Below are 26,874 nucleotides of genomic sequence, written 5' to 3'. Positions count from 1 at the left end.
CCACCGCCCCCATGATCGCCATCGACCGGGTTCGCCGCGACTACAGCAGCGAAGTCGGCATCGGCCCGATCGACCTGGTGATCCCGACCGGCGGCGTCACCGCGCTGATCGGGCCGAACGGCGCGGGCAAGTCGACGCTGCTCACCATGATCGGCCGTCTGATGGGCATGGACGCCGGCACGATCGAGATCGCCGGGTACGACGTGACGACCACGAAGTCCGCCGACCTCGCGAAGATCGTCTCGGTCCTGCGCCAGGAGAACCACTTCGTGACCCGGCTGACGGTGCGCCAGCTGGTCGGCTTCGGCCGCTTCCCGCACTCGAAGGGCCGGCTGAACCGCGCCGACGAGGAGATCGTCAGCCGCTCGATCGACTTCCTCGACCTGGGGGCGCTGGAGAACCGCTACCTCGACGAACTGTCCGGCGGGCAGCGTCAGCGCGCCTACGTCGCGATGGTGCTCGCCCAGGACACCGCGGTCGTGCTGCTCGACGAGCCGCTGAACAACCTCGACATGAAGCACGCCGTCACGATGATGACGCAGCTGCGCCGTGCCGCCGACGAACTCGGCCGCACCATCGTGATCGTGCTGCACGACGTCAACTTCGCCGGCCACTACGCCGACCGCATCTGCGCCATGAAGGACGGCCGGGTCGTCGAGTTCGGCACACCGGACGAGATCATGACGGATGCCGTGCTCACCCGCGTCTTCGAGACTCCCGTCCAGGTGATCGACGGGCCGCACGGGCCGCTCGCGGTGTACTACTAGCGTCGGCGGTGGTCCTCGGGGGACAGGCGCGGCCCGCGCCGGGGCTCCCGGATGCCGGCGGCGAAGATCAGCCGGATGACGCGCTGCCGGTGCCCGGCCCACGGCGCCAGCAGCTGCAGCATCCCGTCATCGTCGGTGCGGGAGCCGGTCAGGGCGTACCCGACCTCGTGCGCGAGGTGGAAGTCGCCGACGCTGACGGCATCCGGGTCGCCCAGCGCGCGGATGCGGGTTTCGGCGGACGTCCACGGCCCGATGCCGGGCAGGCTGGTCAGCACTCGTTCCCGTGCCTCACCGTCGGATGCCGTGAGCACGGCGCGCTCGATGCTCGCCCCGCGCATGGCGGAGCGGGCGATGGTGCGCGCCTGCGGTGGCTGCACGCCCGCACGATGGAACGCCCAGGAGGGCACGGCGCGCCACGCCTCGACGTTCGGCGCGGCGAACAGGGGTCGCGGAGTCGGCCCCGGCGCACGCTGCCCGAACCCCGTCACCAGGTGCCGCCAGGCGCCGAACGCCTGCATGCCGGTCACCTTCTGCTCGAGGATCGCGCAGGCCAGCGCATCGAAGACGCGCTCGGTCCGCGGCATCCGGATACCGGGGAAGCGGTGCGCGAGCTCGGCGAGCCCCGCATGAGACGACACGTCGAATCCGTCGAGGTCGTCCTCCGCGCCGCACAGCGCCGGAACCCGGTCGAGCGCCTCGCCGGCGCCCGGACCCCAGGCCGTGGCGTGCACGCCGTCGGAGCGCTGCCGGAGGCAGAGCGTCGCGACCCCCGCATCCGTGCGGAACGCCATCCAGATGCGGCCGTTCTCGACGGCCATGGTCGGGTCATTGCGCCCACGGCGCAGCATCCCCACCGTCGCCAGGAGATCCAGCGGATGCCGGGGACGATGGACGGATCGCGCCGGCGCATCGGTCTGCGGCACGGCATCCGTCGTCAGGGTCATGTCAGCACCCTACGCGGGGCGGCCGACATCGCGGACGACCGCGCCGGAGCATCCTACTCCGCCGGAGAGGGACTCAGAAGCGGTCGGGCGAGGGGGTGCCGTGACCGTAGCGGATGGTGACGTCGGCGTGACGGTCGAAGCGGTAGCCGACGCCGCGGACGGTGCGGACGATGTCCTCGTGACGGCCGAGCTTGGCGCGCAGACGGCGCACGTGCACGTCGATCGTGCGCTCGCCGGGAGCGGCCTCGTCGGAGGACGACTGCCACAGCGCGGCGACGAGCTCGGAGCGCTCGATGGTGCGGCCCTCGCGCAGCACGAGGTACTGCAGCAGCTCGAACTCCTTGTAGGTGAAGGCGGCGGACTCGCCGTCCAGCAGCACGCGCTTGCGGGAGATGTCGACGACCACGCCGGCATCCTCGTCCTTCTCCTCCTCGACGGAGGCATGGGCGCGGGCGATGGCGCCGGGCTCGTGCAGGGCGAGGCGCACGACGTCGAGGTCGCGGCCGCCGGCCGACTGTGGGGCGAGGGCGACGGTGGCGTGCGTCTCGGCGTTGGGAGCCAGCTCCGCGAGGGTGCGGCGCAGGGCGTCGACGAGCAGCGGCAGGCTGACGCCGGACTCGGCGGCCTTGATCTCGTCGATGCCGACGTAGAGGGCGAAGCCGCGCGGCGAGCGGATCGAGGGGAGGTCGGCGGCGGCGTCCGCCGGGGAGATGGCGCGGACGGGGGCGGTGACGGGACGCTCGAGAAGGGCGGGATTCGACATGACGACGGTCCTTGAGGGGTTCGAGCCGGCGGGCTCGGGATGTGTTGCACGGATGACCGGGATGAGCCGGTGGGGAATGAGCGCGATGGGTGGGCGCTCAGAGATCTGCCCCTCGAGATCGGGGGAAGAGCACAGATCGATCTGGGTGGTTGCGCCTTAGCAACACATTCGGCAACACATGCCGACGCGACCGGGCATCATCCCGGCAGTCCTGCTCGCCTCCTGGGCGGACAAAGGGCTTGCGTCGGTGGTCATGGGCCCGATTATTTCGCAACATGACCGACCGTGTCAAACGAAGCGGGTCCCTCACGTGTTATACAGCGTAACGTCAGTTGCATGAACAGCAGTTCCCAGACAGTCGGAAGCGCCGCGCAGGCGATCGGCTTCGAGCTGACCGATGAGAAGGATGCATCGCGCTACACGCTCACCCATGACGGCGTCCTCGTCAGCGTGCTCGACTATCGCGACGACGGCCGCACCGTGGCGCTGACCCGTGCCTTCACCATCCCCACCTTCCGCGGCAGAGGTCACGCCGCCGAGATCGTGTCGCGGGCCGTCGCCGACATCGAGGCGCACGGCGGGCGCGAGATCGACGCCGTCTGCTGGTACGTGGCGGAGTGGTTCGAGGCGCACCCGGAGAAGCAGGGCCTGCTGCGCGCGCGCTGAGCCGGCGCCTCCTCCCGATCGAGTACTTCGTTCCCGCCCTGCCACGGCTCATGTGGCGGAGAGGGGCGCCTCCGGGCGGGCGATGCGGCGTGTCGGGCCCCGTCCACCGGGCACCGAGGCGGTCGGCGGCACGCCTCGGACCGGATGTCGGAGGCCCTGCCTACCTTTGAAGCATGCGCATCCTGCACACCTCCGACTGGCACATCGGCCGCACCTTCCACGGGCACTCCACGCTCGAGGCGCTGACCGACGTGCTGACCGCTCTCGTCGAGCAGGTGCACGAGCACGACGTCGAGGTGGTCCTGATCGCCGGCGACGTCTTCGACTCCGCCACCCCCGCCGCGTCCGCCTACACGCTGCTGGACAGCACGCTGCTGGCGCTGCGGGAGACCGGGGCGACGGTCATCATGACCAGCGGCAATCACGACTCCGCGGCGCGTCTCGGCTTCCACTCGCGTCTGCTGCGCGATGGCATCCACGTGCTCACCGACCCGCGCACGATCGTCGAGCCCGTCACCGTGGAGGACGAGCACGGTCCGGTGCGCTTCTTCGGCATCCCGTACCTGGAGCCGGCGATCGTCCGGCACCACTGGACGGATGCCGGGGGCGGGACCCCCGCACCGCGCACCCAGGCGCAGGTCATGGACCACGCGATGCACCTGGTGCGCGAGGGCATGGCCGCGGCTCCCGGCCGTGCGGTCGCCATCGCGCACTGCTTCGCCGCCGGGGTGGACGCCACCGCCGGACTCGAGCGGGAGGTGCGTCAGGGCGGGCTCGACGTGGTGCCGCTGGCGTTCTTCGACGGCCCCGACTATGTCGCGCTCGGGCACATCCACGGCCGTCAGCGGCTCAGCGACCGCGTGCACTACTCCGGTGCACCGCTGCACTACAGCTTCGGCGAGCAGCACAAGCAGCGCGGATCCTGGCTGGTCGACCTGGATGCCGATGGCCTCGCGTCCACGCAGTGGCTGCCGCTGCCGGTGCCCCGCACCCTGGTCACCCTGACCGGCGCGTTGGACGAGATCCTGTCCGACGAGAACGTCGCTGCGCACGCCGACGACTGGGTCTGCGCGGTGTACACCGACCCGATACCGCAGCACGAGCCGATGCGGCGGCTGCGCGAGCGGTTCCCGTTCTGCGCCCTCGTGCAGCACGAGCCCGTCGGTGCGGGCACCGGGTCGGATCTCTCGTATGCGCAGCGGCTGCGCTCCGCGATCACCGACATGGATCGGATCGAGGCCTTCCTCGAGCACGTCCGAGCCGGAGCGGGCGCCACCGAGCACGAGGCCGAGCTGATCCGCGAGGTGCTCGACGACCGGGTGCGCGCCGAGGCGCTCATCTGATGCGACTGCACCGTCTCGAGGTCGAGGGATTCGGGCCGTTCCGCGCACGTCAGTCGGTCGACTTCGACGCCTTCGCCGACGACGGCATCTTCCTCATCGCGGGGCGCACGGGGGCGGGCAAGTCCAGCATCCTGGATGCGGTCTGCTTCGGGCTCTACGGCGGGGTGCCGCGATACGACGGCGGGGAGAAGCGGCTGCGCAGCGATCACAGCGAGCCGAGCGACCCCACCGAGGTGGTGGTCGAGTTCAGCACCGTCGCCGGGCGCTTCCGGGTGACGCGCTCGCCGGCGTACGAGCGGCCCGCGAAGCGCGGCGGCGGCCTGACCACGCAGGCGCCGTCGGCACTGCTGGAGCAGTTCGTGGACGACGAGTGGGTGGGTCGCGCGGCCCGGGTCGTGGATGTCGCCCACGAACTGGACGAGATCCTGCAGCTGAGCCAGGAGCAGTTCCTGCAGGTGATCCTGCTCGCGCAGAACCGCTTCGCCGACTTCCTGCTCGCCGACAGCAGGGAGCGGCAGGCGCTGCTGCGCCGCCTGTTCGGCACCGAGCGGTTCTCCGACATCCAGGCTCGTTTCGACGATCGACGCCGAGCCGCGGAACAGGCCCTCGCCGGTCGGCGCGCCACGGTCGAAGCGCGCCTCGACGAGGCCGAACGGGTCGTGACCGACGCGGCCCTGTGGGGCGACGATGCGGATGCGACGCCGGACACGACGGATGCGAGGATCGAGCGTCTCCGCCGGGCGGTCGCGCGCGCCGATTACCGGGTGGAGAGATTCGGCACCGAGCGGACAGCCGCCGAGAAGACGCTCACGACGGCGGATGCAGCGCTCGCCGCTCTCAAGGAGCAGCGGCAGGCGCAGCTCGACCGGGACCGTGCCCGAGCGGCCCTCGCCGTGCTGGAGGAACGGGCCGAGGAGGTCGCTGCGGCGGCTTCGCGGCGCGATCGCGCCCGTACGGCGGAGGGCATGCGAGCGCTGATCGCCTCCGCGGCACGGGCACTGGCTGCTGCGGAAGACGCGGCGACGCGGGAAGCGGATGCCGTCGACGCGGCCACCGCGGCGGGAGTCCCCATGGGGACGATGACGGACCGTGCCGCTCACTACCGCACCTGGGCATCCGACCGCACCCGCGAGAGCGGTTCCTGGCAGCGTGCGGTGGAGCTCGAGGAGTCCACCGCCGAGCGCACCGCCGAGCTCGTGGCGGCGCAGGAGGCCGAGCAGGCGGCATCCGCCGCTCTCACCGCGATCGACGTCGAGCGGGAGACGCTGCCCGCTCGTCTGGCGGCGCTGTCCGCTGACCGCGACGCGGCCCGGGCGGCGGCGATGCTCGCCGAGACGGCGGAGCGGGAGGTCGCGTCCGCTGAGCAGCGGGCTGCCGCCGTGCTCGACGTCGAGCGTCTTGCCGCGGAGATCGATGCCGCGCGGCAGGTGGAGTCCAGTGCCAGCGATGCGCACACCCGTGCACAGGCCGAGCTCGCCGCCCTGCGACGGCGGCGCCTCGACGGCTACGCCGGTGAGCTCGCCGACGCACTGGCACCGGGAGAGCCGTGCGCGGTGTGCGGTTCCCTCGAGCATCCCGCACCGGCTGCGCATGCCGACCCGGTCTCCGCCGAGGACATCGCGGCGGCGGAGCGCGTCCGCGACGACGCGTCCAGGACCGAACGGGAGGCTTCCGCCGCTCTTGCGACGGTGACGGCCGCCCACGCCGTGGCGGTCGAGCGCGCGGGCGGCCGCTCGGCCGCGCAGGCCGCTGAGGAGCTCGAGCGGGCTCGTGCGGCGCGGGAATCCGCCGTCGCGGCCGTGCAGCGCGCGGAGGAACTCACCCGTGATCTGGACGTGCTGCAGGCGAGCGCAGCCGACCTGGACGAGCGCCGTGCGGCGGCGTCCGACCGGCTCAGCGCAGCGCGCACGGCGCTCTCGCTCGCAGCGCAGCGGGACGCCGACGCCTCCCGCCTCATCGCGGAGGCCAGAGGCGACCGCACCACGGTCGCCGAGCGTGCCGCGGAGGCGCGTCGGCAGATCGCCGCCGCGACGGCCGCCGCGGACGCGATCGACGCGAACGTCGAAGCCGCCGAGCGCGCGAACCTCGCCAGGCACGAGCGTGATCAGGCTGTCGAGGCATCGATGTTCACCGAGGTCGTGGAGGTCGAGCAGGCACTGCTCAGCGCGGCGGAGATCACGGCCCTCGACGACCTGGTCACCGGGCATGCGGTGGCGGTGCAGAAGGAGCGCGCTCTGCTGCTCGATCTGGAGCTGCGGGCACTCCCGGACGAGACGATCGACCTGACCGCGGCGGAGGAGGAGGCCGCCGCTGCCCGGCGGTCGTGGACGAGCGCGGTCGACGCCCACAGCCGTGCGAGAGGCGTGCAGTCGAGCCTGGTGGCCACCCTCGATGCCGCTGCGGTCGAGCACGCCGCCTCGGCCGAGGACGCGGCGGAGTTCGAGGTGCTGCGCGGCCTCGCAGACACCCTCGCGGGCCGCTCCGGCAACACCCGCAGAATGAACCTGGAGACCTTCGTGCTGGCCGCCGAGCTGGAGGAGATCGTCTCCGCCGCCAATCAGCGGCTGCGCGACATGTCCGACGGGCGCTACGAGTTGCGGCACTCCGACGCCCTGGCGGCGCGCGGCGCGGCATCCGGCCTCGGCATCACGGTGTTCGACGCCTTCACGGGGCAGGCGCGGCCCGCCACCTCACTGTCCGGAGGCGAGACGTTCCTGTCATCCCTGGCCCTCGCTCTCGGGCTGGCCGAAGTCGTCACGGCGCGTGCAGGAGGCATCCGACTGGACACGCTCTTCATCGACGAGGGCTTCGGCTCGCTGGACTCCGACACGCTCGAGACCGCCATGCGCACCCTCGACGAGCTGCGGCAGGGCGGCCGCACGGTCGGCGTCATCAGCCACGTCGAGGCCATGCAGGAGCAGATCCCCGCCCAGCTCACCGTGCACGCGCTGCCCGACGGGCCCAGTGTCATCAACGCGCCGAGGGGATGAGGCGCAGGCCGGGCCAGGGGGTTGGGGCGCAGGCCCGCCGAAGAAGAAGGGCGTCAGAGGTCGTACTCGTGCCGCACGCGCTGCCACAGCTGCGCGCTGCACGCCGCGACGACCTCGTCCCACACCTGGACGGCGCCGTCCTGCGCACGATCCGAGACCACGCGCAGCACCCGGATCGGCACCCCGAACTGCTGGGCCACCCAGACCAGTGCGAACGTCTCCATGTCGACCAGCTCGCCGCCCAGCGAGCGGATCCGGGCCACGGCATCCGCGTCGTCGACGAAGATGTCTCCCGTCGCGATCGTGGCCCCCGCCCGCCCGGTCTCCACGCGGGCCGGCAGGGACACGTGTCGTCCGACGACCCCGTCGAGATCCTGCACGTCATGCTGGATGGCGGCCCCGACCTCATGGATGCCGGATGCCACTTCGTCACCCACCGCACCCGCGGTGCCCACCACGAGGATCTCGTCATACGGGTCCGTCGCGTCCCTCGCCTCCAGAGCCCGGGTGAGCCCGACGGCGGCCATGAGCTTTCCTGGACCGGTGACCAGTCGATCGAAGCCCGGGAGCTCGGCCGGGAAGGCCTGCAGCTCGGAGGCGAGCGCTGCGACGAGAAGTTTCACACCGACATTCTGTCAGTGGGGGAGACTGGAATCCGACGCGGGCTCGGTGCCCGGGAAGGAGGAACCGCCGTGAGCATGCAGCAGCAGATCGCCGAGGACCTGGGTGTGAAGCCCGACATCGACCCCGCGGACGAGGTCGAGGCGAGGATCGTGTTCCTCGTCGACTACCTGCGTGCCACCGGGGCCGCCGGCTTCGTGCTCGGCATCTCCGGCGGACAGGACTCCACGCTCGCCGGCAGGCTCGTGCAGCTCGCCGTCGAGAGGGCGCGAGCGGCAGGCGAAGAGGCGAGCTTCCTCGCCGTCCGACTGCCGTACCGGGTGCAGCAGGACGCCGCGGATGCCGAGGCCGCGATCGACTTCATCGCCGCCGACCGCTCCGTCACCATCAACATCGAGCATGGCGTCGACGGGCTGGAACGCGACCTCGAGACCGGCCTCGGCGAGCCGATCACCGACTTCCATCGCGGCAACATCAAGGCGCGCCTGCGCATGGTCGCGCAGTACGCGCTGGGCGGTCACGACGGGCTGCTCGTCATCGGCACCGACCACGCCGCCGAGGCCGTCACCGGCTTCTACACGAAGTTCGGTGACGGGGCCGCCGACGTCACGCCGCTCGCCGGGCTGAGCAAGAGGCAGGGACGGATGCTGCTGCGGCAGCTCGGTGCTCCCGAGCGGCTGTACCTGAAGACCCCCACCGCCGACCTCCTGGACGGTACGCCCGGCCGCGCCGATGAGGATGAGCTGGGGCTGGCCTACGAGCAGATCGACGACTATCTCGAGGGGCGGGAGGTTCCCGACGAGGTCGCCGCACGCATCGAGGCGAAGTACCTCGCCACCCGGCACAAGCGCCACCTGCCCGTGGCGCCGTCGGACACCTGGTGGCGGTGAGGGTTCCGCCGTAGACCGACGGTCCGTACGGTTCCGGTGATGCGGACGTCCGCCCCCGCGGGGAGGATGTCTGTCCCCGCGGGGAGGATGTCCGTGCCTCCGGCTAATGTCGGAGGCAGTCGAGGGAGAGGGGCGCCGTGCGGGTCATCGCAGCGGAGAACCGGGTGGTCTGGAGCGCGAGTGACCTGAAGGCCGCCGCGGAGTGCGAGTTCGCCTGGGCGCGCGCGCTGGACGCGAAGCTTGGTCGCATCCCCGCCGTCGATGACCCGGCGGATGCCACCCTCGAGCGCGCCGCGCGATTGGGCGACCGCCACGAGGAGCAGGTGCTCGCGCGCTATATCGCCGACCTCGGCGAGTCCGTCGACGGCGGGCCCGGCGTCGTGGTGCTGCCGAAAGTGTCGTCGGTGGATGCCGAGGCGCTGGGCGCTGTGGTCGCCGACACCGAGCGCGCGCTGCGCTCGGCGGCATCGGCCGTCTATCAGGCCGCCTTCGCCACGTCGGAGTTCGTCGGGTTCGCCGACTTCATCCGCCGCGACGAGGACGACGGCCGCTGGCGTGTGCAGGACTCCAAACTCGCCCGCACGGCACGGTCGACCGCGCTCATGCAGCTGGCCGCATATGTCGACCAGCTCGACCGCCTCGGCGTCCTCCGCTCCGCGCACGTCGACCTCATCCTCGGCGACGGCAGCACGAGCACCCACTGTGTCGACGACATCCTGCCGCTGTTCCACGTGCGCCGGGCGCGGCTGCGGGCCCTCATCGCGGATCGCGACCCGGCGGCGGGCACGGTCGGCGCGCCGCTGGCCTGGGGCGACGACCGCGGTGAGCTGCAGATCACCGCCTGCGGCCGCTGCCCCACCTGCGAGGAGCAGGTCATCGCGCATCGTGACCTGCTCATGGTCGCCCGCATGCGTCCCGTGCACCGGCAGCGCCTGCGCGCCGCGGGCATCCGCACCATCGACGATCTGGCCGCGGCCTCGGATGCCCCGGACGGCATGAACCCCGACGTGTTCGCAGCGCTGCGCGCGCAGGCGCGCCTGCAGGCCGGCATCGTGGAGGAGCCCGGTGCTGTTCCGCCGTACGAGCTGGTGTCGGCCTCCGCCATCGGCATGATGCCCAGGCCCAGCCGCGGCGACCTGTTCTTCGACTTCGAGGGCGATCCGCTGCACACCGAGCCCGGAGAGCCGCCGCAGTGGGGCATCGACTACCTGTTCGGCTGGGTCGACGACTCCGAGCAGTACACCGCGCTGTGGGCGCACACCTTCGCCGACGAGAAGCGGGCGCTGCTCGACTTCCTGGAGTTCGTGAAGCTGCGCCGCCGCACCCACCCCGATCTGCACATCTACCACTACGCACCCTACGAGACCACCCACTTGTCGGCCATGGCGGCACGGCACGGTGTGGGTGAGGCCGATGTCGACCGGTTGCTGCGCGAGGGCGTGTTCGTCGACCTGTACCCGATCGTGCTGCGATCGGTGCGCATCGGATCGCGCTCCTACTCGATCAAGAAGCTCGAACCGCTGTACATGGGCGCCGAGGTGCGCACGAGCGACGTGCAGAGGGGCGACGACTCGATCGTCCAGTACGTGCGGGCTCGCGCCCTGATCGAGAACGGCCGGCAGGACGAGGCGCAGAGCATCCTCGACGACCTGGCCGACTACAACCGGTACGACTGCATCTCCACGCGCCGGCTGCGCGACTGGCTGGTGGGCCTCGCCCGGCAGGAGGGCGTGCTGCCCGCGCCGCCGGACGACCCGGAGACCCGCGCCTACGAACCCTCCCCGCTCTCCCTCGCCCTGCAGGCCGACGCGGCGGATGCCGAGAGCCGGGGCCACGACGGTGAGGCGTTCCGGGTGGCGGCCGCCGCGATCGACTACTACCCGCGTGAGTCGAAGAGCTTCTGGCAGGGTCATTTCCAGCGCCTGCGCGAACCGGTCTCGATGTGGGCGTCCACCCGCGACGTGCTGCACGTGGACGCCTCGGCCAGCACCATGCTGGAGGACTGGTCCGTAGGAGAGGGACAACGCACGCAGACCCGTCTGGTCCGCCTGCGGGGTGAGGTGGCTCCCGGCAGTACCCTCGGGGTCGGCGGCCGCCCGTTCGCGCTGTACGCGATGCCCGCGCCGTTCGCCGCGACCGCGCCCTCCCGGGTGATCCACGTGCCGCACGAGGTGGAGGTGGTCGAGGTGCTCGACGACGGGTACGTCGTCCGTGAGCGCACCGTGGCCGGCCAGACCTGGGAGGAACTGCCCCTCGCGCTCACCCCGGCGGCGCCGCCGAACCCGGCCAGTCAGCAGGGCGCCATCGAGGAGTGGGCCGCCGCCCTGCATACGGCCGCCCCCGGATTCCCCTCCGACGCCGCGACCGACATCCTGCGCCGGATCCCCCCGCGCACCCGGTCCGGTGCCGGGCTTCCCGCCGAGACCGGTGACCGTGTCGACCTCATCGTGCGCGGCATCCTCGATCTCGACTCCAGCTACCTGGCCGTGCAGGGCCCTCCGGGCACGGGCAAGACCCACACCGGCTCCCAGGTCATCGCGCGGCTCGTTCACGAGCACGGCTACCGGGTCGGCGTCGTCGCGCAGTCGCACGCCATCGTCGAGAACCTGCTGGAGCGCGTCGTGGACGCCGGAGTCCCGGCTGCGAAGGTCGCCAAGAAGCCGAAATCCGGCGATGACGGCGAACGGCCCTACACACTGCTCTCCCGCGACGGCATGGCGTCCTTCCTCGCCGAGCACGCCCATGGCGGGGTGGTGGTCGGCGGCACGGCCTGGGATTTCAGCAGCACGCGCCGCGTGGACCGCGGCGGGCTCGACCTGCTGGTGATCGACGAGGCCGGGCAGTTCTCCCTGGCATCCACGATCGCCGTCGCCGCCGGAGCCAAGCGACTCCTGCTGCTGGGCGACCCGCAGCAGCTTCCGCAGGTCAGCCAGGGCACGCACCCGGAGCCGGTGGACACCTCGGCGCTCGGCTGGCTGATGGACGGTGCTTCCGTCATCGACCCCGCCCACGGCTACCTGCTCGCCGAGTCATGGCGGATGCATCCGCAGGTCGCGGCACCCGTCTCCCGGCTCTCCTACGCGGGCAGGCTGGCCTCGGCGCCGGGAACCGAGCGTCGCATCGTCGAGGGGATCGACCCGGGGCTCCATGTCGTACCCGTGCGGCACCGCGGCAACGCGACGGAGTCGGCCGAGGAGGCCGCCGAGGTCGTCCGCATCGTGCGCGACCTGATCGGCCGCCTGTACATCGACGGCATGACGGATGCCGCGCCGCGGGCGCTGGAGCAGGCGGACATCATCGTCGTCGCCCCCTACAACGCGCAGAAGCAGCTCATCCACGAGCAGCTCGCCGCCGCGGGCCTCGGGGAGATCGCCGTCGGCACGGTCGACAACTTCCAGGGCAGGGAGGCCGTCGTCTCGATCACCTCACTCGCCGCCTCCAGCGGCCGCGACGCCCCGCGCGGGCCGGAGTTCCTGCTGCTGCAGAACCGCTTGAACGTCGCGATCTCACGGGCGAAGAGCGCCGCGTACCTCGTGCACTCCCCGGCGCTCCTCGACGATCTGCCGTGGACCCCGGAGGGCGTGGCGCGCCTGAGCGCCTTCGCTCATCTGGTCGGAGCCGATCGCGACGGAGCGGGCCGAGCGTGCGGTGTCGACTCCGGATCCGGATTCTAGGTTGCCGGGGTGCGCAGCATCGATGACATCATGCGCGCGTCGGCCGCCTGGGTGTGGATCCCCGCGGTAGTGAACAGGAGAATGCCGAGCTGCAGCTCGTCCGCTATACCGGAGGCTGCACGGTCGTGGACGGGTTCGTGCGACTGTGGGGAGCGGCGACTCTTCCGGGCTCGCGGGGCCGCGGCGCCTATCGCGCCGTGCTCGCCGAACGACTGCGGATCGGCGCCGAGCCCGGGGCGACCACGGCGCTCGTGAAGGGGCGCGTCTCGACATCCGCCCCGATCCTCGCCCGAGCGGGCTTCACCCACTACGGTGACGAGCGCTCCTACGCGCTGCGGATCCCGTGACGGGCCGTGGGCACGGACCGTGCTGTCTCGGCGGTCAGACCGTGCCGTACAGACGGTCGCCCGCGTCGCCGAGGCCGGGCACGATGTAGCCCTTCTCGTTGAGGCGCTCGTCCAGGGCGCCCAGCACCAGTGTGACGTCGCGGTCGCCGACGAGCTTCTCGATCGCGGCGACGCCTTCCGGCGTGCCGAGCAGGCAGATCGCGGTGACATCCTTCGCGCCGCGGTCGAAGAGGAACTGGATCGCCGCGCCCAGCGAACCGCCGGTGGCGAGCATCGGGTCGATGGCGAAGCACTGCCGGTCGCTCAGGTCCGAGGGCAGTCGCTCGGCGTACGTCGTGGGCTGGAACGTCGTCTCGTCGCGCACCATGCCGAGGAATCCCACCTCGGCGGTCGGCAGCAGCTTGACCATCCCCTCCAGCATGCCGAGACCCGCGCGCAGGATCGGCACGACGATCGGCCGCGGCTCGGCGATCTTCACCCCCGTGGTCGTCGTGATGGGCGTGGTGACCTCGATCGGTGCGACCTTGACGTTGCGCGTCGCCTCGTAGGCCAGCAGCGTCACCAGCTCCTCGGTCAGCTGCCGGAAGACCGGGGATGGGGTCCGCTCGTCCCGCAGCACCGTGAGCTTGTGGGTGATGAGCGGGTGGTCGGCCACATGAACGCGCATGAGTACAGGTTAGTCGGATGCCCTCTTCGCGGCCGTACGAGATTCCGCGACGTGCGAGCCGGGTCGCGCCGTTCCGGACAGCCCTCGCCGGCACCGCGGATTAGGCTCGACCGCATGACCGCTGTGTACGACGAGCCGATGGCGCGCGCACTCGCCCTCGCCGCGGAGGCGGGCGCCGCCGGCGACGTGCCCGTCGGAGCCGTCGTGCTGGATCCGGGCGGGCGGGTGGTCGGCGAGGGCCGCAACCTCCGCGAGGTCTCGCACGATCCGACCGCGCACGCCGAGGTCGTCGCGCTGCGCGCCGCCGCGCACGGGCACGGCGGGTGGAACCTCGCGGGGCACACCCTCGTCGTCACGCTCGAGCCCTGCGTGATGTGCGCGGGGGCGATCCTGCAGGCGCGCATCGGTCGGGTGGTCTTCGGCGCCTGGGATGACAAGGCCGGGGCCGCCGGATCCATGTACGACCTGCTGCGAGACAGGCGGCTGCCGTATCGCGCCGAGGTCATCACCGGCATCCGTGCCGACGAGGCGACCGCGCAGCTGCGCGCCTTCTTCGACGCCCGCCGCTGACACGCGGCCCGGTCCCACCGCTCAGGCGGGGAGATCGACGGATGCCGAGGGATCGACGGAGACGGCCGCGTCCGCGAGCCGCGCGACGAGGATGAGGTACGACTGCGCGTTCTCGTCGAAATAGCCGAGGTGCCGCCCGTGCTCGTCCACGGAGGTCTGCGAGGCGTGCCCCTCGACGGCGGCGCCGACGGTCGTCCCCCCGGTGACGGCGGGCGCCTCACCGCCGTCGGATTCGTAGACGAGAGCACCGGGGACGTCCCGCGGGTCCAGCGGGTGCTGACCGAGCCGTCCCAAGGGGGCGATGCTGTCGTTCGCGCCCTCGGTGGCGTGCAGCACGAGGTCGCCGCGCGAGACGGCATCCGCCAGGGCGACGCCGGCCGCGTGCGTGACGCCGGCGGAGGCGATGGAGAACGCCGTGCGCACGTTCTCGCCGAGGTTCATCGCGAACAGCTCGCCGAGCAGGGTGGACGAGTACGAGTACGTCACCAGGGCGACATGCGCGTGCGGGTTGCGCGGTCCCAACCGGTCGATGCTCACGGCCAGCCGTGCCGCGCCGACCGTGGCGTGCTTGGTGGCCAGGGCCGACACGTGCGTGCCCGAGTCCCAGGCGAACCAGGCGATGGTCGCCACGTTCCGTGGCGTGCCGCGCACCACACAGGAGCGGATGATGTCCGCGCACAGCCGCTGCGCGGCATCCGCCCACGCCGGGAACTGCGCCAGATCGGTCTCGATGCCGTGCAGCAGGAACACGATGAGATCGGCGGTGTCGACATCCCCGAAGGAGACGACGGCATGCGGACCCGGCTCGACCATCTCGAACGACTCGAGGTGCGCCTGGGCGTCGCTCTCGAGCACGGTCAGCAGGTTGCGCAGCTTCTGCTCCGTCTCCGGCGACAGGTCTGTGCGCGCGAGCTCCGCGCGGAGATCGTCGATCATGGCGCGCGTCAGTCGGAGGACCTCAGAACGAAGGCGTCCGTCGGCGGTTCGGGATCCAGGGCCGGACGGTAGACGTCGGGCTCCAGGTAGATCACGCGCGCCGTGGGGACGGCGGTGCGGATGCGCTTCTCGATCTCGTCGATGTCGGCGGCGGCCTCACGGACGGGCTTGTCGGCCGACAGCGCGATCTTGGCCGCCACCATCAACTCGTCGGGGCCGAGATGCAGCGTCTTGATGTGGATGAGCTTCTCGACCCCGGGGCCACCGCTGATCGCGTCGACGATGCGGTCGTGATCCGCGCGGTTCGCGCCCTCGCCGACCAACAGGCTCTTGGTCTCCGCCCCGAGGATCAGCGCGATGGCGATCAGCAGCAGGCCGATCATCAGCGTGCCCAGCGCATCGAACAGCGGGTTCCCGGTGACCAGCGTCAGCCCCACACCCAGCAGGGCGAACACCAGACCGGTGAGCGCTCCGGTGTCCTCCAGGAGCACGACGGGCAGCTCGGGCGCCTTGGACCGCCGCACGAACGAGATCCAGGACTGCCCCTTCTCCCGCACCTGATCGCTCTCCTTGACGGCCGTGCGCAGCGACCACGACTCCAGCACGATCGCGATCAGCAGCACCGCGACGGGCAGCCACCACCAGGTGCGGTCGATCTCGTGCGGGTCGACCAGCTTCTGCACGCCCTCGTACGCGGCGAACAGACCGCCCACCGAGAAGAGCACGATGGAGACGACGAAGGCCGAGACGTAGCGCTCGCGGCCGTAGCCGAAGGGATGCTCGCGGTCGGCCGCCTTCTTGGCCTGGCGCCCGCCGAGCATGAGCAGCAGCTGGTTGCCGGAGTCGGCGACGGAGTGGATGGCCTCGGCGAGCATCGACGCCGAACCGGACAGTGCCCACGCGATGAACTTGGCCACGGCGATGCCCATGTTCGCCAGGAATGCCGCGATGATCGCCTTGCTGCCACCGGATGCGCTCATGGCTCGAGTCTACGGCTCGGGACTCTCCCGGCTCCGGGACACTCGGGCCGGCGCGGTGTCGGGCGGTGCCGGCGGGTTCACACGGGGCGGCTCGTAGGATGGCGTCATGGTCGACTTGCTCCCCTCGCTCGCGTTCCTCGGTGCCGGCTCGATGGGAGGCGCGATCCTGCAGGGTGTCGTCGCCTCGGGCGTTCCCGTCGACGGCATCCGCGTCACGAACCGCACCAGGGCGAAGGCGGATGCCCTGGCCGCGCTCCCCGGCGTGACCAGCGTCGCTCTGGAGGATGAGCCGGGCGGGAACACGGATGCCGCGGCCTCCGCCCGCATCGTGGTGGTGGGCGTCAAACCGGCCATGGTCCCGGACCTGCTGCGTGAGATCGCCCCCGTGCTGCGCGACGACGCCATCGTCGTGAGCATCGCGGCGGGGGTCACGCTGCGGACCTTCGCGGATGCGCTGGGACCCGACGTGCACACCGTCAGGTCGATGCCGAACACCCCCGCGACGGTGGGACGCGCGGTCACCGGCATCGCCGCCGGCGCGACCGCGACCGACGAGGACATGGCGCTCGTGCGCGCGATGTTCGAGACCGTCGGTGCGGTCATCGAGGTTCCGGAGTCGCAGATCGACGCGGTCTCGACGATATCGGGCTCCGGGCCCGCCTACGTGTTCCTGCTCATCGAGGAACTCACGAAGGCGGCATCCGGCATGGGGTTCTCCGAGGCCGACGCACGGCTGATGGTCGAGCAGACCTTCATCGGCGCGACCACCCTGCTGGCGGCATCCGGGGAGGACCCGGCCGAGCTGCGCCGGCGCGTGACCAGCCCCAAGGGCACCACCGAGCGCGCCATCGCCGTCATGCAGGACGCCCGCCTGGACGACATGTTCGCCGCCGCGACCGCCGCCGCGCTCGCCCGCGCCAAGGAACTGGCCGCCGGCGCGTGACCGGCTGCGCGGTGAGCCCGTGAGCCGGCGAACTCGGGAGTCGGCCGCGTTCAGCGGTCGAGGCCGGCGAACCGCTCGATGTCGCCGTTGGTGCCCGACACGATGATGAGGTCGTGGTTGGTGACGACCGTGTCGGCCTCCGCGTAGCGGAAGGGCTTGCCCGGGCTCTTCACGCCGACGACGGTGACGTTGTACTTGGTGCGCACACCCGACTGGTTCAGACCGATGCCGCGGATGAACTTCGGCGGGTACATCTTCGCCAGCACGAAGTCGTCGTCGAAGCGGATGAAGTCCAGCATCCGTCCGCTGACCAGGTGCGCCACGCGCTCGCCGGCCTCCCGCTCCGGGTAGATGACGTGGTTGGCTCCCACGCGGGCGAGGATCTTGCCGTGCGACTGCGAGACGGCCTTCGCCCAGATCTGCGGCACCTTCAGGTCGACGAGGTTGGCGGTGATCAGCACGGATGCCTCGATGAGCGACCCCACGGCGACGACGGCGACCTGGAAGTCCTGTGCGCCGATCTGTCGCAGCGCGTCCATGTTCCGCGCATCCGCCTGTACGGTGTGCGTGACCCGGTCCGACCACTTCTGCACGAGCTCGAGGTTCTCGTCGATCGCGAGCACCTCCCGATCGAGCCGATCCAGCTCGCCCGCGCAGGCGGCGCCGAAGCGTCCCAGTCCGATCACGAGCACCGGTGAGTCGCCGCGAACCATCTCAACCAACGATCGGCCTTTCCACGGGCAGCGAGTAGAGCTGCGAACGGGATGTCGCGGCGACGGCCGCGGCGAGAGTCACTGTACCAACGCGCCCCATGAAGATGGTCGCGGCGAGCACGTACGCCGCGGAGTCGGGGAGGCCCTCGGCGACGCCGGAGGAGAGGCCCACGGTTCCGAAGGCCGAGATGACGTCGAAGAGCACATCGACCACCGGCAGCTTGGTGATCTGGGTGATGGCGACGGTCGAGACGGCGACGATGGTGGCGCCCCATGCGACGACGGACAGTCCGACGCGCTGCACGTCGGAGGGGATGCGACGGCCGAAGGCCTCCACGGACTGGCGCCCCCTGGCCTCCGACCAGACGGCGATCGCGAGGACGGCCAGCGTGGTGACCTTGATGCCGCCGGCGGTGGAGGCCGAGCCGCCTCCGACGAACATCAGCATGGAGGCGACGAGCATCGACGAGCCGTTGAGGTCCGACATGTCGATGACGTTGAATCCGCCCGAGCGGGTCATCGCCGACAGGAAGAACGCCTGCACCGTGGTGTCGACGGCGTCCATCGATCCGAAGGTGCGCGGGTTGTCGTACTCCAGCATCAGGAACGCCCCGGCACCGGCGAAGAACAGCAGCACGGTCGTCACGAGGGTCAGCTTGGAGTGCAGCGACCAGCGCTTCACATGCCAGACGTGCTTGGCGAGCGTGTAGATGACGGGGAAGCCGATGCTGCCCAGGAACACCCCGGTCATGAGGAGGATGAGCACGAGGTAGTCGTCTCCGAACACGGCCGTGCCGCCGGCATTGGGGGCGAACCCGGTGTTGGTGAACGACATCGCGGCGAAGTACGGGGCCTCCCACAGCGCGGAGATCGCATCGACTCCCGCCATCACGAGGGCGGGGTAGAGGAGCACGGCCAGAGCGCCCTCGATGATCAGGGCCGACAGCGCGACCGTCGTCAGCAGCTGACCCACCTCGCCCAGACGCACCGTCTGGCTCTCATTGACCACTCCGCCGTGCGCGCGCAGGGGATTGGTGTCACCGGCGGCCAGGAGCTTGGCGCTCAGCCCCAGCCGCTTGGAGATCGCAAGGCCCATGAGGGAGGCGAGGGTGAGCACGCCGAGCCCGCCGATGTTCACGCCGATGAAGACGACGATCTGGCCGAACCACGACCAGTGCGTGCTCATGTCCACCGTCGACAGCCCGGTGACGCAGATCGTGGACACGGCGGTGAACAGGGCATCGCTGAGCTCGGTGACGGTGCCGTCGGAGGAGGAGATCGGCAACGACAGAAGCCCGGTGAACAGCAGGATCAGCGCGGCGAAGACGACGATCGCGAATCGCGACGGCGACGAGGTGATGACGTGCTTGACCCGTCTCGCCGCGAGATGAAGCCCGCTCCGAGAGGAAGATGCCGACAACGTGCCAGACATCCGTCCCCCTTGCATCTGTTGCGTCTGGTGCATCCGTGCGCGGCGCCCTTCGCCGAGCCCTCGCCATGGTACTCCGTGCGTGCGCGTGGTACTCGTCGGCGGTGCCGACTACCCTGAGGGCATGACCGACATCTTCGACGTGATCGCCGACGGCACGAGGCGCGACATCCTCCAGCTGCTCCTGCGTCGGTCGACGGAGGGCGATGGCGGGACGAGCGTCACCGAGATCGTCAGCGAGCTCGGAGTCAGCCAGCCGACCGTCTCGAAGCACCTGCGGGTGCTGCGGGAGGCGGAGCTGGTCACCGTTCGCGAGGACGGGCAGCGCCGGTTCTACAGCATCGCCGCCGGCCCTCTCGAGGCCGTGGACGACTGGCTCGTGCCGTTCCTCGTGGATGCCTACGGTGAGCAGGCGCCGGATGTCGACCTCCCCATGTTGCCGCTGCCCGACGGTGCCGCGCACGCCGCCGAGGTGGTCGGTCGGGCAGCCGCGTCGGCCAAGCATGCGGTGACGTCGGCGTTGCGGAGATTCGGGAGTTGACGGTTGTCACAGCAGTCACGTCACTCACAGCTGTTTACAGTTGTCCCATCCACCCCATATGCTGTGGCTCAGCAGAAAGGGGTACAGGGGATGCCCGAAGTTCCTGACGTCCGATTCCTGACGGTGGCCGAGGTCGCCGAGCTCATGCGCGTGTCGAAGATGACCGTGTACCGGCTCGTCCATGCCGGTGAGCTGCCGGCGGTGCGCTTCGGTCGCAGCTACCGTGTGCCCGAGTCGGCCGTGGCGGAGGCGCTGCGCCGGCCCATCGCCGACGTGGGATGATGGGAGGGCGCGGTTCGGGCGGGGTGCGACCTTTTGCTAGAATCGCGAGAGGCATTTTCCCTGCCCGTACCCGGGTGCCCGTTTCCGTGGCACCCAGCCCCTGACTTAGTGAGGTTTCCGTGGGTTCAGTCATCAAGAAGCGCCGCAAGCGCATGGCGAAGAAGAAGCACCGCAAGCTGCTTCGCAAGACTCGCCATCAGCGCCGTAACAAGAAGTAAGCGGCACGACACCGAGCGCCTGTCTTCGGACGGGCGCTTCGTGTCTGCGGTCGCCCCGAAGACGAAGGAATGCCATGAAGTCCATTGACATCGCCCAACTCGCGGCCCGTGAGGGCGTGCCGCTCGTCGACGTGCGCGAACGCGACGAGTACGCCTCCGGACACGTGCCGGGCGCGATCAACATCCCGCTCTCCGAGCTCGTGGACCGCCTCGAGGACCTCCCCGAGGGGGCCTTCGACGTGATCTGCCTCGCCGGCGGCCGGTCGGCCCGCGCGGTCAAGGCCCTGGAGTCGCAGGGCTACGACGCCACGAACGTCGAGGGCGGCACGAGCGAATGGATCGCCCAGGGCCACCCGGTGGAGAAGTGACCACCCTCACCCTCATCGGCAAGCCGGACTGCCACCTCTGCGATGTGGCGAGCGAGGTCGTCGAGGCGGTCATCGCGGAGCTCCCGGCTGCCGTCGCCGAGCGCGTCGAGATCGTCGAGCGGTCCATCGCCGACGACCCGGCACTGCACGAACGCTGGTGGGAGAAGATCCCCGTCGTGCTCATCGACGGCGAGCTGCACGGCCACTGGCGGATCTCGCCGGAGCGGCTGAGCGATGCCCTGAAGGAGGCGGTCGGATGATCCGTCACGTCGTGAGCTGGAAGCTCGCAGAGCCGGACGCCGCGCGGCGCGGTGAGCAGGCCGAGAAGGTCGCACGGCGGTTGAACGCGCTCATGGGCGTCGTGCCGGAACTGCGCGCGGTCTCCGCCGGGGCGAACGTCGCGCACCCCGAGGCGAACTGGGACGTCGCCCTCGTCGCCGACGTCGACTCGCTGGAGGACCTGGCCGCCTACCAGGTCCATCCCGCGCACAAGGAGGTCGGCGCGTACATCGGGTCCGTCGCCGCATCGCGCGTGGCCGTCGATTTCGAGATCTGAGCAGGATTCCCTTCTGAGAGGAATTCCCGATCAGCAGTTCTGCACAGGAATTCTGAGCAGAGTCACCGAATTCTGAGCGGACTGCCGTGCACAAGTGCGCACTCTCGCAACCCAAACGTGACCACGTGCGCCTCGTTCGCATTGGTCGTGAGACCCGATGCCGTGTCAAGATGAAGGGAAACCGTTCCAGGCACAAGCCTCGTCACACAGGAGTGACCATGAATCGTCGTCCTCTTCTTCTCGGCACCGCGCTCGCGGCGGCCGCCGTTCTCGCGCTGTCCGGCTGCGCCGGAGACCCGGGATCGGATGCCGAGCCCACGGGAGCGTCCGACGGGCCCGACTACGGACTCGTGCAAGACGGCACGCTGACCGCCTGCTCGGACATCCCCTACCCGCCGTTCGAGTTCGAGGGCGGTGACAACGGCACCGGGTACACCGGCTTCGACATCGACCTGCTCGCGGCCATCGCCGACAAGCTCGGGCTCGAGATCGCCGTGCAGGACGTGGGCTTCGACGCTCTGCAGTCCGGCACCACGCTCGTGTCGGGCACCTGCGACATCGGTGCCTCGGCGATGACGATCACGGAGGAGCGCAAGGCCAACATCGACTTCTCCGACCCGTACTACGACTCGTTGCAGTCTCTGCTTGTTCCCGTCGGCTCCGACATCAAGGGCATCAGCGACCTCGACGGCAAGATCGTCGGCGTGCAGCAGGGCACCACCGGAGAGAACTACGCCGAAGAGAACGCCACGGGAGCCCAACTGCTGCAGCTGCCCTCGGACGGCGAGCTGTGGCCGGCCATCCAGGCGGGGCAGATCGACGCGATCCTGCAGGACCAGCCGGTGAACATCGAGCACCAGAAGAACGATCCCGGATATGTCGTGGTCGAGGAGTACAACACCGACGAGCAGTACGGCTTCGCCTTCGCCAAGGGCGAGAAGCTCGAGTTGCAGGATGCCGTGAACACCGCGCTCGGCGAGCTTCGTGACGACGGCACCTATCAGAAGATCTACGACACGTACTTCAGCGCCGAGTAAGCGTCGGACGGAATAGCCCACGATGGCGCTGCGCAAGAGAACTCGGAGTCTCATCTATCGGTGGTCGATGTACGCGGTCTTCATCGCGGTCATCCTCCTGTTCGTCTTCACCGCGGACTGGCCCGCACTGCAGAAGCAGTTCTTCAACCTCGAGGTCGCGGCGAAGCTCTTCCCCGATGTCATTCTCATCGGGCTCCGCAACACGATCCTCTTCACGCTGATCGCGTTCGCCGGCGGGCTGCTGCTGGGCATCCTCTTCGCATTGATGAAGCTGTCCAGCATCGGGCCGTTCCGCTGGTTCGCGACCGGCTGGGTCGAGCTGTTCCGGGGTCTTCCCGCGCTGTTGACGATCTTCGCGATGACGTACATCCTGCCCATCGCCCTGGGCTGGAAGGTCCCGGGCGGTCCGGTGGGCTCCGCGCTCATCGGCTTGATCCTGGTGGCATCGGCGTACATGGCCGAGGTGATCCGCGCCGGGATACAGGCCGTGCCGAAGGGACAGACCGAGGCATCCCGGTCGCTGGGCATGTCGCCGATGAAGACCATGTTCTGGGTGATCCTCCCGCAGGGCTTCCGCATCATCATCCCGCCGATGACCAACGAGTTCGTGCTGCTGCTGAAGGACACCTCCCTGATGTTCATCGCGGGCAGCTTCATCTGGTCGAAGGAGCTGACGACGTTCGCGCGCGACGCGAACACGTCGGAGGCGAACGCGACGCCGTTGATCATCGCGGCACTGCTGTACCTGGTGGTCACCATTCCGCTCACGCGCTTCACCGCGTGGCTGGAACGACGGATGGCGAGGGAGAGATGAGCACGGATCTGATCGACGTCCACGCTCCGGCGATCGACATTCAAGGCCTGGTCAAGCACTTCGGCGAGAACGAGGTGCTCAAGGGCATAGACCTGACGGTGAACGCCGGCGAGGTCGTGTGCATCATCGGACCGTCCGGCTCGGGCAAGTCGACGCTGCTGCGCTCGGTGAACCTGCTGGAGGAGCCCACCGGGGGCACCGTTCTGATCGAGGGCATCGACATCACGGATGAGGAGACCGACATCGACCGGGTGCGCCAGCGCATCGGGATGGTGTTCCAGAGCTTCAACCTCTTCCCGCACATGACCGTGCTGGGCAACCTCACGATCGCGCAGCGGCGGGTGAAGAAGCGCTCGAAGACCGAGGCCGAGGACGTCGCGCGGGAGATGCTCGGCAGGGTCGGCCTGGCGGAGAAGGCGGATGCCTACCCGAGCCACCTCTCCGGAGGACAGCAGCAGCGCGTGGCCATCGCCCGGGCGCTGTGCATGAACCCCGACATGATGCTCTTCGACGAGCCCACCTCGGCGCTCGACCCCGAACTGGTCGGCGAGGTGCTGCAGGTGATGCGCAGCCTCGCGGATGAGGGCATGACGATGCTCGTCGTCACGCACGAGATGGGTTTCGCCCGCGAGGTCGGGTCGCGTCTGATCTTCATGGACGGCGGGCACATCCTCGAGCAGGGGGACCCGCGCGAGGTGCTGGCGAATCCTCAGCATCCGCGCACTCAGGACTTCCTCTCCCGAGTGCTCTGAGACGGACGGTCTACGGCTCCGGAATCGGCGACGGCTCCGGAGCCGCTTCCTGATCGGAGACGGGCTCCTGCTCCGGGACGGGCGCGGTGTCATCCACTTCGCTGAGCTCGAAGAAGGGCACGTCGTCCCACGGGTCGAAGATGCCCGCGGACACCCACCTGCCGGCATCCACCGTGGGCCCGTGGTAGCCGTCGTCGCAGGCCGACAGCGAGAGGGCGTAGAAGCCCGTCGTGAGGAACCGGATGCGGCGGGTCGCACTCCCATCCGCATCCAGCGGCACGCTCACCTCCTGCCCGACGTCCGACGCCACGCACAGCGTCCCGGAAGCCGGTCCCGTCGCGGTGAACACCAACCCGGTCGTGCTGGCCTCACCGAGGTCCATGAGCACGTCGCCCTCGAAGCCGGTCACGGTCACGGGCTCGAGCGTGAACGGCACCTCGGATGCCGGGGAGGGGGCGTCCTCGGCCACCGTCCAGACCTGCGCGACATAATCACCGGCCGGCAGGGACAGCGAGCGCACATCGAAGCTCCAGTCGCCTGAGGGTGACGGCTCGACGGTGTAGACCGCGTCGGCGACGGCGATGGCGACGACGGATTCTGCGGGAGCCCTCCCTGACAGAGTCGGTGCGAGGTAGGTCGAGGCGGGAGAGGACACGGCGACGGCGGGGGCGGTGTTCGGGGCGCCGCCGCGGGGATCCCCCTCGGGTCCGGACCCCGGGGGCGTCTGGTCGCCGGGGTCCATCCCACCGTCCGCGGGCGGCGGGACGCTGCCGGGCGGGGCCGGTGTCGGCGCGGGCCGCGTCGGCGGGGCGGCGATCGGACCGTCGGGCACGAAGAAGTCGATCGGTTCGGGTTCCGGCAGGCCCTCCGGCGGCGCGGGCTCCGGGATCACGACCGCGATCGGTTCGGGCGCTTCCTCCGCGAGAGGAGGGGCCGGAGCCGGGGGTGTCGGTGCGGGAGCGGCCGTCTCGATCGGCGGAGCGTCGGCGGACGGCACCGGTGGAGGGAGGAACCCGGTGCCCACACCGAGCACGACCGCACCGATGATCGCCGCCGTGGAGGCCGCCAGGGAGAGCCCGACCCCGGCGGCGATGCTCGCGCTGGTCGGCGCCGCCCACAGCGTCGTCGCACCGGGCAGGATCACGCCGAGCGCCGCGAGACCGCTGACGGAGGCGGCCGCGCCGCGTCGGCTGCCGTACGCCAGACGCAGATCGGACTCCGCGCGCCGGCATCGATCGCAGTCGGCCAGGTGCGCCGCGAACCGTGGGTCGCCGTCGTGATCGCCGGCCGTGATCCACCGTGGCAGCAGGTGGGCGACATGGCTTCGATCGTCGCGCAGATCGGGCGGCAGCTGGCGGGTCAGCCACTGCTCACGCAGTCCGACGCGCGCTCGTCGGCGCAGCGCCGAGACCGCGTTCGCGGCGATGCCCATCTCCTTCGCGATGGCGGGCCGATCGACGTGCTCCACATCCGACAGCCACAGCACCCGCTGCCAGCGATCGGGCAGCGCGCGGAACGCGTCCAGCAGCTGTGCGTCGTCGTGTTCGCGCTCGATGCGGTCGTACCCCGGCTCGTTCACGGCGAGCTCGGGCTCCACATCGTGGACCAGCACGCGCCCCTCCCGGTACCAACGGGCGGCCACGTTCCGCATGACGGCGAACAGGTAGGCGCGGAACGACGAATGCGGGCCCTTGCCGTCGACGGCCACCTGCTGGAACACCGCGAGGAACGCCTCCGAGACCAGGTCCTCCTGATCCGAGGACGCGATCCGTCGGGCGACCAGCCTGGCGGTGACGATGTGGCGGCGCCACAGCTCCTCGTACGCACCCAGGTCGCCTCCGCGAAGCAGATCGACGAGTTCATTGTCCGACAGCGCGGAGTGGTCCTCGTCGGTCGCCGGCGGTGCGGTGGCGGGGGGATCAGCGTCCACGGTGGGGCTCTCGTCTGCGGGGTCGGTGTTCATCGCGTGAGGAACCGCGCGGAGAGCGGACCGATCGTCGCGGCTCGTCAGGGCGCAATCCGGTCTGAGATCGGGGTGGAAGCGCCGGACGGGGGACCGGACGGTCGGAAGCCGACTCCGCGCTGCTGTCTGCATGGCGGCTGCCGAGCATCCTCGGAAGAACCCTACTGACCGCGCTGGAGCCGAGCGGTGCGCGTGATGCCGGCGCGGCTGATTGACCTCCTCCAGGGGTCATTCCGATGCTCCGCGTCACTTTTCGGCCCGGATGAGCACTGACACTACGACGGGGTTGACCACAGGCATCGGCATCCGGGCGATCCCGCCGTCGAGCTGTCCACCGGTGGGAGGAGCGGGGTGACCGGCAGAAGTGTCCGTGGTCGTCGTGCGGCGGTGATCGAGCCGCACGTGCTTCAGCGTCGCGCAGCAGTGCAGGTGCTGGTCGAGCACGGCGGGCTGGAGGTCGTCCACGGTGGCGACAGGCTGGGTGGTCTGCTGACCTGGATGCGCTCGAAGGACCGCCGGCGATGGCCGCATCTGCTCGTCGTCGAGATGCTCCCGCTGCAGCAGCCGGACCACGACCTCGCCGCGCTCGCGGCCCTGCGCGAAGCCGGGGTCCGCGTGCTCGCACTTTCGTCGCTGACCCCTCGCTGGGGTGCCAGGCGCGTCATGGAGGCCGGTGTCGACGGCGTCGTCGCCAAGAGCGATGATGTGGGGACCCTCATCGAGGCCGTGGAACGCGTGCTCAGCGGCGACCGGGTGATGACTCCCGCAGCGGAGACGGCGCTGGCTTTCGGAGACGACGCGCCGCGCCTGTCGCCTCAGGAGGCGAGCGTGCTGGAACTGTACGTCGGCGGTCGGCCCATCGCATCCGTCGCGGAGGCCATCGGCGTGCGGGAGGACACCGCGCGGAAGTACCTCACCCGGATCAAACAGAAGTACGAGGCACTCGGCCGACCCGCCAGATCCAAGCTCGATCTCGCCCGTCACGCCTGGCACGACGGCTTCGCCGACCTGCGTGCGCCCATGGGCGGTGGGGGAGCGGAGCGCACTGCGGGATGATCCGCATCGAGTCGGCCCCCTCGCGCCCGGGCACGACGGGGCCG

At 70.3% G+C, this 26,874-nt stretch carries 28 protein-coding genes; 19 read left to right on the top strand and 9 right to left on the bottom strand.

The genetic code is table 11. From position 1 onward, the window contains the following. Positions 1 to 11: 11 nt before the first annotated feature. Entirely contained in the window at positions 12 to 767 is a 756-nt protein-coding gene (locus ABD770_RS03925; protein WP_344819861.1) for an iron ABC transporter ATP-binding protein, read from the top strand. Here the strand turns inward: ABD770_RS03925 and ABD770_RS03920 are convergent. Both ABD770_RS03920 and ABD770_RS03915 read right to left on the bottom strand, forming a co-directional pair. Next, positions 764 to 1,711 (bottom strand): DNA-3-methyladenine glycosylase family protein, encoded by a 948-nt coding sequence (locus tag ABD770_RS03920; protein WP_344818201.1) that lies wholly within the window; start codon positions 1,709 to 1,711, stop codon positions 764 to 766. The two genes, ABD770_RS03925 and ABD770_RS03920, sit on opposite strands and share 4 nt — an antisense overlap. Before the next feature lie 73 nt (positions 1,712 to 1,784). Continuing rightward, a complete protein-coding gene (locus ABD770_RS03915; RefSeq protein ID WP_344818200.1) occupies positions 1,785 to 2,474 on the bottom strand; it encodes a winged helix-turn-helix domain-containing protein in 690 nt (229 codons plus the stop codon). A gap of 336 nt (positions 2,475 to 2,810) precedes the next feature. Between ABD770_RS03915 and ABD770_RS03910 the strand changes: the two genes are divergently transcribed. The 3 genes from ABD770_RS03910 (at position 2,811) to ABD770_RS03900 (ending at position 7,473) form a co-directional block, all read left to right on the top strand. After that, positions 2,811 to 3,140, top strand: a complete 330-nt coding sequence (locus ABD770_RS03910; RefSeq protein WP_344818199.1) for a GNAT family N-acetyltransferase — start codon at positions 2,811 to 2,813, stop codon at positions 3,138 to 3,140. Positions 3,141 to 3,313: 173 nt separating this feature from the next. Further along, the gene (locus ABD770_RS03905) at positions 3,314 to 4,483 is read left to right on the top strand and encodes an exonuclease SbcCD subunit D (protein ID WP_344818198.1); all 1,170 of its coding nucleotides are present in this window, start codon (positions 3,314 to 3,316) and stop codon (positions 4,481 to 4,483) included. Next, positions 4,483 to 7,473 carry an AAA family ATPase gene (locus ABD770_RS03900; RefSeq protein ID WP_344818197.1) on the top strand — a complete coding sequence of 997 codons (2,991 nt, stop codon included), beginning with the start codon at positions 4,483 to 4,485 and terminating at the stop codon, positions 7,471 to 7,473. The genes ABD770_RS03905 and ABD770_RS03900 overlap by 1 nt, the downstream gene beginning before the upstream one ends. Before the next feature lie 53 nt (positions 7,474 to 7,526). Here ABD770_RS03900 and ABD770_RS03895 read toward each other — a convergent pair whose 3' ends face one another. Beyond that, a complete protein-coding gene (locus tag ABD770_RS03895) occupies positions 7,527 to 8,096 on the bottom strand; it encodes a nucleosidase (RefSeq protein WP_344818196.1) in 570 nt (189 codons plus the stop codon). Between the two features lie 75 nt (positions 8,097 to 8,171). Here ABD770_RS03895 and nadE point away from each other — a divergent pair, with 75 nt between their 5' ends. The 3 genes from nadE (at position 8,172) to ABD770_RS03880 (ending at position 13,005) form a co-directional block, all read left to right on the top strand. Beyond that, the gene (nadE, locus tag ABD770_RS03890) at positions 8,172 to 8,984 is read left to right on the top strand and encodes an ammonia-dependent NAD(+) synthetase (RefSeq protein WP_344819860.1); all 813 of its coding nucleotides are present in this window, start codon (positions 8,172 to 8,174) and stop codon (positions 8,982 to 8,984) included. Positions 8,985 to 9,121: 137 nt separating this feature from the next. Next, positions 9,122 to 12,658, top strand: a complete 3,537-nt coding sequence (locus tag ABD770_RS03885; protein WP_344818195.1) for a TM0106 family RecB-like putative nuclease — start codon at positions 9,122 to 9,124, stop codon at positions 12,656 to 12,658. 125 nt (positions 12,659 to 12,783) lie between these two features. Beyond that, entirely contained in the window at positions 12,784 to 13,005 is a 222-nt protein-coding gene (locus ABD770_RS03880; protein ID WP_344818194.1) for a hypothetical protein, read from the top strand. A gap of 34 nt (positions 13,006 to 13,039) precedes the next feature. On the opposite strand, the gene upp is transcribed toward ABD770_RS03880, so the two are convergent. Continuing rightward, positions 13,040 to 13,672, bottom strand: a complete 633-nt coding sequence (upp, locus tag ABD770_RS03875) for a uracil phosphoribosyltransferase (RefSeq protein WP_344818193.1) — start codon at positions 13,670 to 13,672, stop codon at positions 13,040 to 13,042. Positions 13,673 to 13,786: 114 nt separating this feature from the next. On the opposite strand from upp, the gene ABD770_RS03870 reads away from it, so the two are divergent. Further along, on the top strand, positions 13,787 to 14,242 hold the full coding sequence (locus ABD770_RS03870; RefSeq protein WP_344818192.1) for a nucleoside deaminase: 456 nt from the start codon (positions 13,787 to 13,789) through the stop codon (positions 14,240 to 14,242). 21 nt (positions 14,243 to 14,263) lie between these two features. Here ABD770_RS03870 and ABD770_RS03865 read toward each other — a convergent pair whose 3' ends face one another. Together ABD770_RS03865 and ABD770_RS03860 are read right to left on the bottom strand one after the other, a co-directional pair. Further along, positions 14,264 to 15,178 carry an alpha/beta hydrolase gene (locus tag ABD770_RS03865; protein ID WP_344818190.1) on the bottom strand — a complete coding sequence of 305 codons (915 nt, stop codon included), beginning with the start codon at positions 15,176 to 15,178 and terminating at the stop codon, positions 14,264 to 14,266. Positions 15,179 to 15,186: 8 nt separating this feature from the next. Then, positions 15,187 to 16,158 carry a cation diffusion facilitator family transporter gene (locus tag ABD770_RS03860; protein ID WP_344818188.1) on the bottom strand — a complete coding sequence of 324 codons (972 nt, stop codon included), beginning with the start codon at positions 16,156 to 16,158 and terminating at the stop codon, positions 15,187 to 15,189. Positions 16,159 to 16,264: 106 nt separating this feature from the next. Here ABD770_RS03860 and proC point away from each other — a divergent pair, with 106 nt between their 5' ends. Continuing rightward, positions 16,265 to 17,101 carry a pyrroline-5-carboxylate reductase gene (gene proC / locus ABD770_RS03855; RefSeq protein WP_344818186.1) on the top strand — a complete coding sequence of 279 codons (837 nt, stop codon included), beginning with the start codon at positions 16,265 to 16,267 and terminating at the stop codon, positions 17,099 to 17,101. A gap of 50 nt (positions 17,102 to 17,151) precedes the next feature. Here proC and ABD770_RS03850 read toward each other — a convergent pair whose 3' ends face one another. Together ABD770_RS03850 and ABD770_RS03845 are read right to left on the bottom strand one after the other, a co-directional pair. Beyond that, the gene (locus tag ABD770_RS03850) at positions 17,152 to 17,814 is read right to left on the bottom strand and encodes a potassium channel family protein (RefSeq protein WP_425562757.1); all 663 of its coding nucleotides are present in this window, start codon (positions 17,812 to 17,814) and stop codon (positions 17,152 to 17,154) included. 1 nt (position 17,815) lies between these two features. Continuing rightward, positions 17,816 to 19,246, bottom strand: coding sequence for a TrkH family potassium uptake protein (locus tag ABD770_RS03845; RefSeq protein ID WP_344818183.1), 1,431 nt, complete (start codon positions 19,244 to 19,246; stop codon positions 17,816 to 17,818). A 121-nt stretch (positions 19,247 to 19,367) separates the two neighbouring features. Between ABD770_RS03845 and ABD770_RS03840 the strand changes: the two genes are divergently transcribed. From ABD770_RS03840 to ABD770_RS03800, 9 genes are all read left to right on the top strand, one after another. After that, positions 19,368 to 19,784 (top strand): ArsR/SmtB family transcription factor, encoded by a 417-nt coding sequence (locus tag ABD770_RS03840; RefSeq protein WP_344818182.1) that lies wholly within the window; start codon positions 19,368 to 19,370, stop codon positions 19,782 to 19,784. Positions 19,785 to 19,874: 90 nt separating this feature from the next. After that, complete coding sequence (locus ABD770_RS03835) at positions 19,875 to 20,066, top strand: helix-turn-helix domain-containing protein (protein ID WP_344818181.1); 192 nt, start codon at positions 19,875 to 19,877, stop codon at positions 20,064 to 20,066. A 119-nt stretch (positions 20,067 to 20,185) separates the two neighbouring features. Beyond that, positions 20,186 to 20,284 carry a 30S ribosomal protein bS22 gene (locus tag ABD770_RS03830; protein WP_003792170.1) on the top strand — a complete coding sequence of 33 codons (99 nt, stop codon included), beginning with the start codon at positions 20,186 to 20,188 and terminating at the stop codon, positions 20,282 to 20,284. A gap of 74 nt (positions 20,285 to 20,358) precedes the next feature. Further along, positions 20,359 to 20,652, top strand: coding sequence for a rhodanese-like domain-containing protein (locus tag ABD770_RS03825; protein ID WP_344818180.1), 294 nt, complete (start codon positions 20,359 to 20,361; stop codon positions 20,650 to 20,652). Beyond that, on the top strand, positions 20,649 to 20,912 hold the full coding sequence (locus ABD770_RS03820; protein ID WP_344818179.1) for a glutaredoxin family protein: 264 nt from the start codon (positions 20,649 to 20,651) through the stop codon (positions 20,910 to 20,912). The genes ABD770_RS03825 and ABD770_RS03820 overlap by 4 nt, the downstream gene beginning before the upstream one ends. Continuing rightward, the gene (locus ABD770_RS03815; protein ID WP_344818178.1) at positions 20,909 to 21,208 is read left to right on the top strand and encodes a Dabb family protein; all 300 of its coding nucleotides are present in this window, start codon (positions 20,909 to 20,911) and stop codon (positions 21,206 to 21,208) included. Before ABD770_RS03820 ends, ABD770_RS03815 begins: the two co-directional genes overlap by 4 nt. 218 nt (positions 21,209 to 21,426) lie before the next feature. Continuing rightward, entirely contained in the window at positions 21,427 to 22,245 is an 819-nt protein-coding gene (locus tag ABD770_RS03810; protein WP_344818177.1) for a transporter substrate-binding domain-containing protein, read from the top strand. A gap of 22 nt (positions 22,246 to 22,267) precedes the next feature. After that, on the top strand, positions 22,268 to 23,059 hold the full coding sequence (locus ABD770_RS03805) for an amino acid ABC transporter permease (protein ID WP_344818176.1): 792 nt from the start codon (positions 22,268 to 22,270) through the stop codon (positions 23,057 to 23,059). Beyond that, positions 23,056 to 23,811 carry an amino acid ABC transporter ATP-binding protein gene (locus ABD770_RS03800; protein WP_344818175.1) on the top strand — a complete coding sequence of 252 codons (756 nt, stop codon included), beginning with the start codon at positions 23,056 to 23,058 and terminating at the stop codon, positions 23,809 to 23,811. Before ABD770_RS03805 ends, ABD770_RS03800 begins: the two co-directional genes overlap by 4 nt. 10 nt (positions 23,812 to 23,821) lie before the next feature. Here ABD770_RS03800 and ABD770_RS03795 read toward each other — a convergent pair whose 3' ends face one another. Then, on the bottom strand, positions 23,822 to 25,774 hold the full coding sequence (locus ABD770_RS03795) for an RNA polymerase sigma factor (RefSeq protein WP_344818174.1): 1,953 nt from the start codon (positions 25,772 to 25,774) through the stop codon (positions 23,822 to 23,824). Positions 25,775 to 26,125: 351 nt separating this feature from the next. On the opposite strand from ABD770_RS03795, the gene ABD770_RS03790 reads away from it, so the two are divergent. After that, positions 26,126 to 26,830: a hypothetical protein gene (locus tag ABD770_RS03790; RefSeq protein WP_344818173.1), complete on the top strand. Its 705-nt coding sequence runs from the start codon at positions 26,126 to 26,128 to the stop codon at positions 26,828 to 26,830. The last annotated feature ends 44 nt before the right edge of the window (positions 26,831 to 26,874 follow it).

It is taken from the genome of Microbacterium soli (assembly GCF_039539005.1).
Classification (GTDB): domain Bacteria; phylum Actinomycetota; class Actinomycetes; order Actinomycetales; family Microbacteriaceae; genus Microbacterium; species Microbacterium soli.
This window is presented reverse-complemented; position numbering and strand designations above follow the sequence as displayed.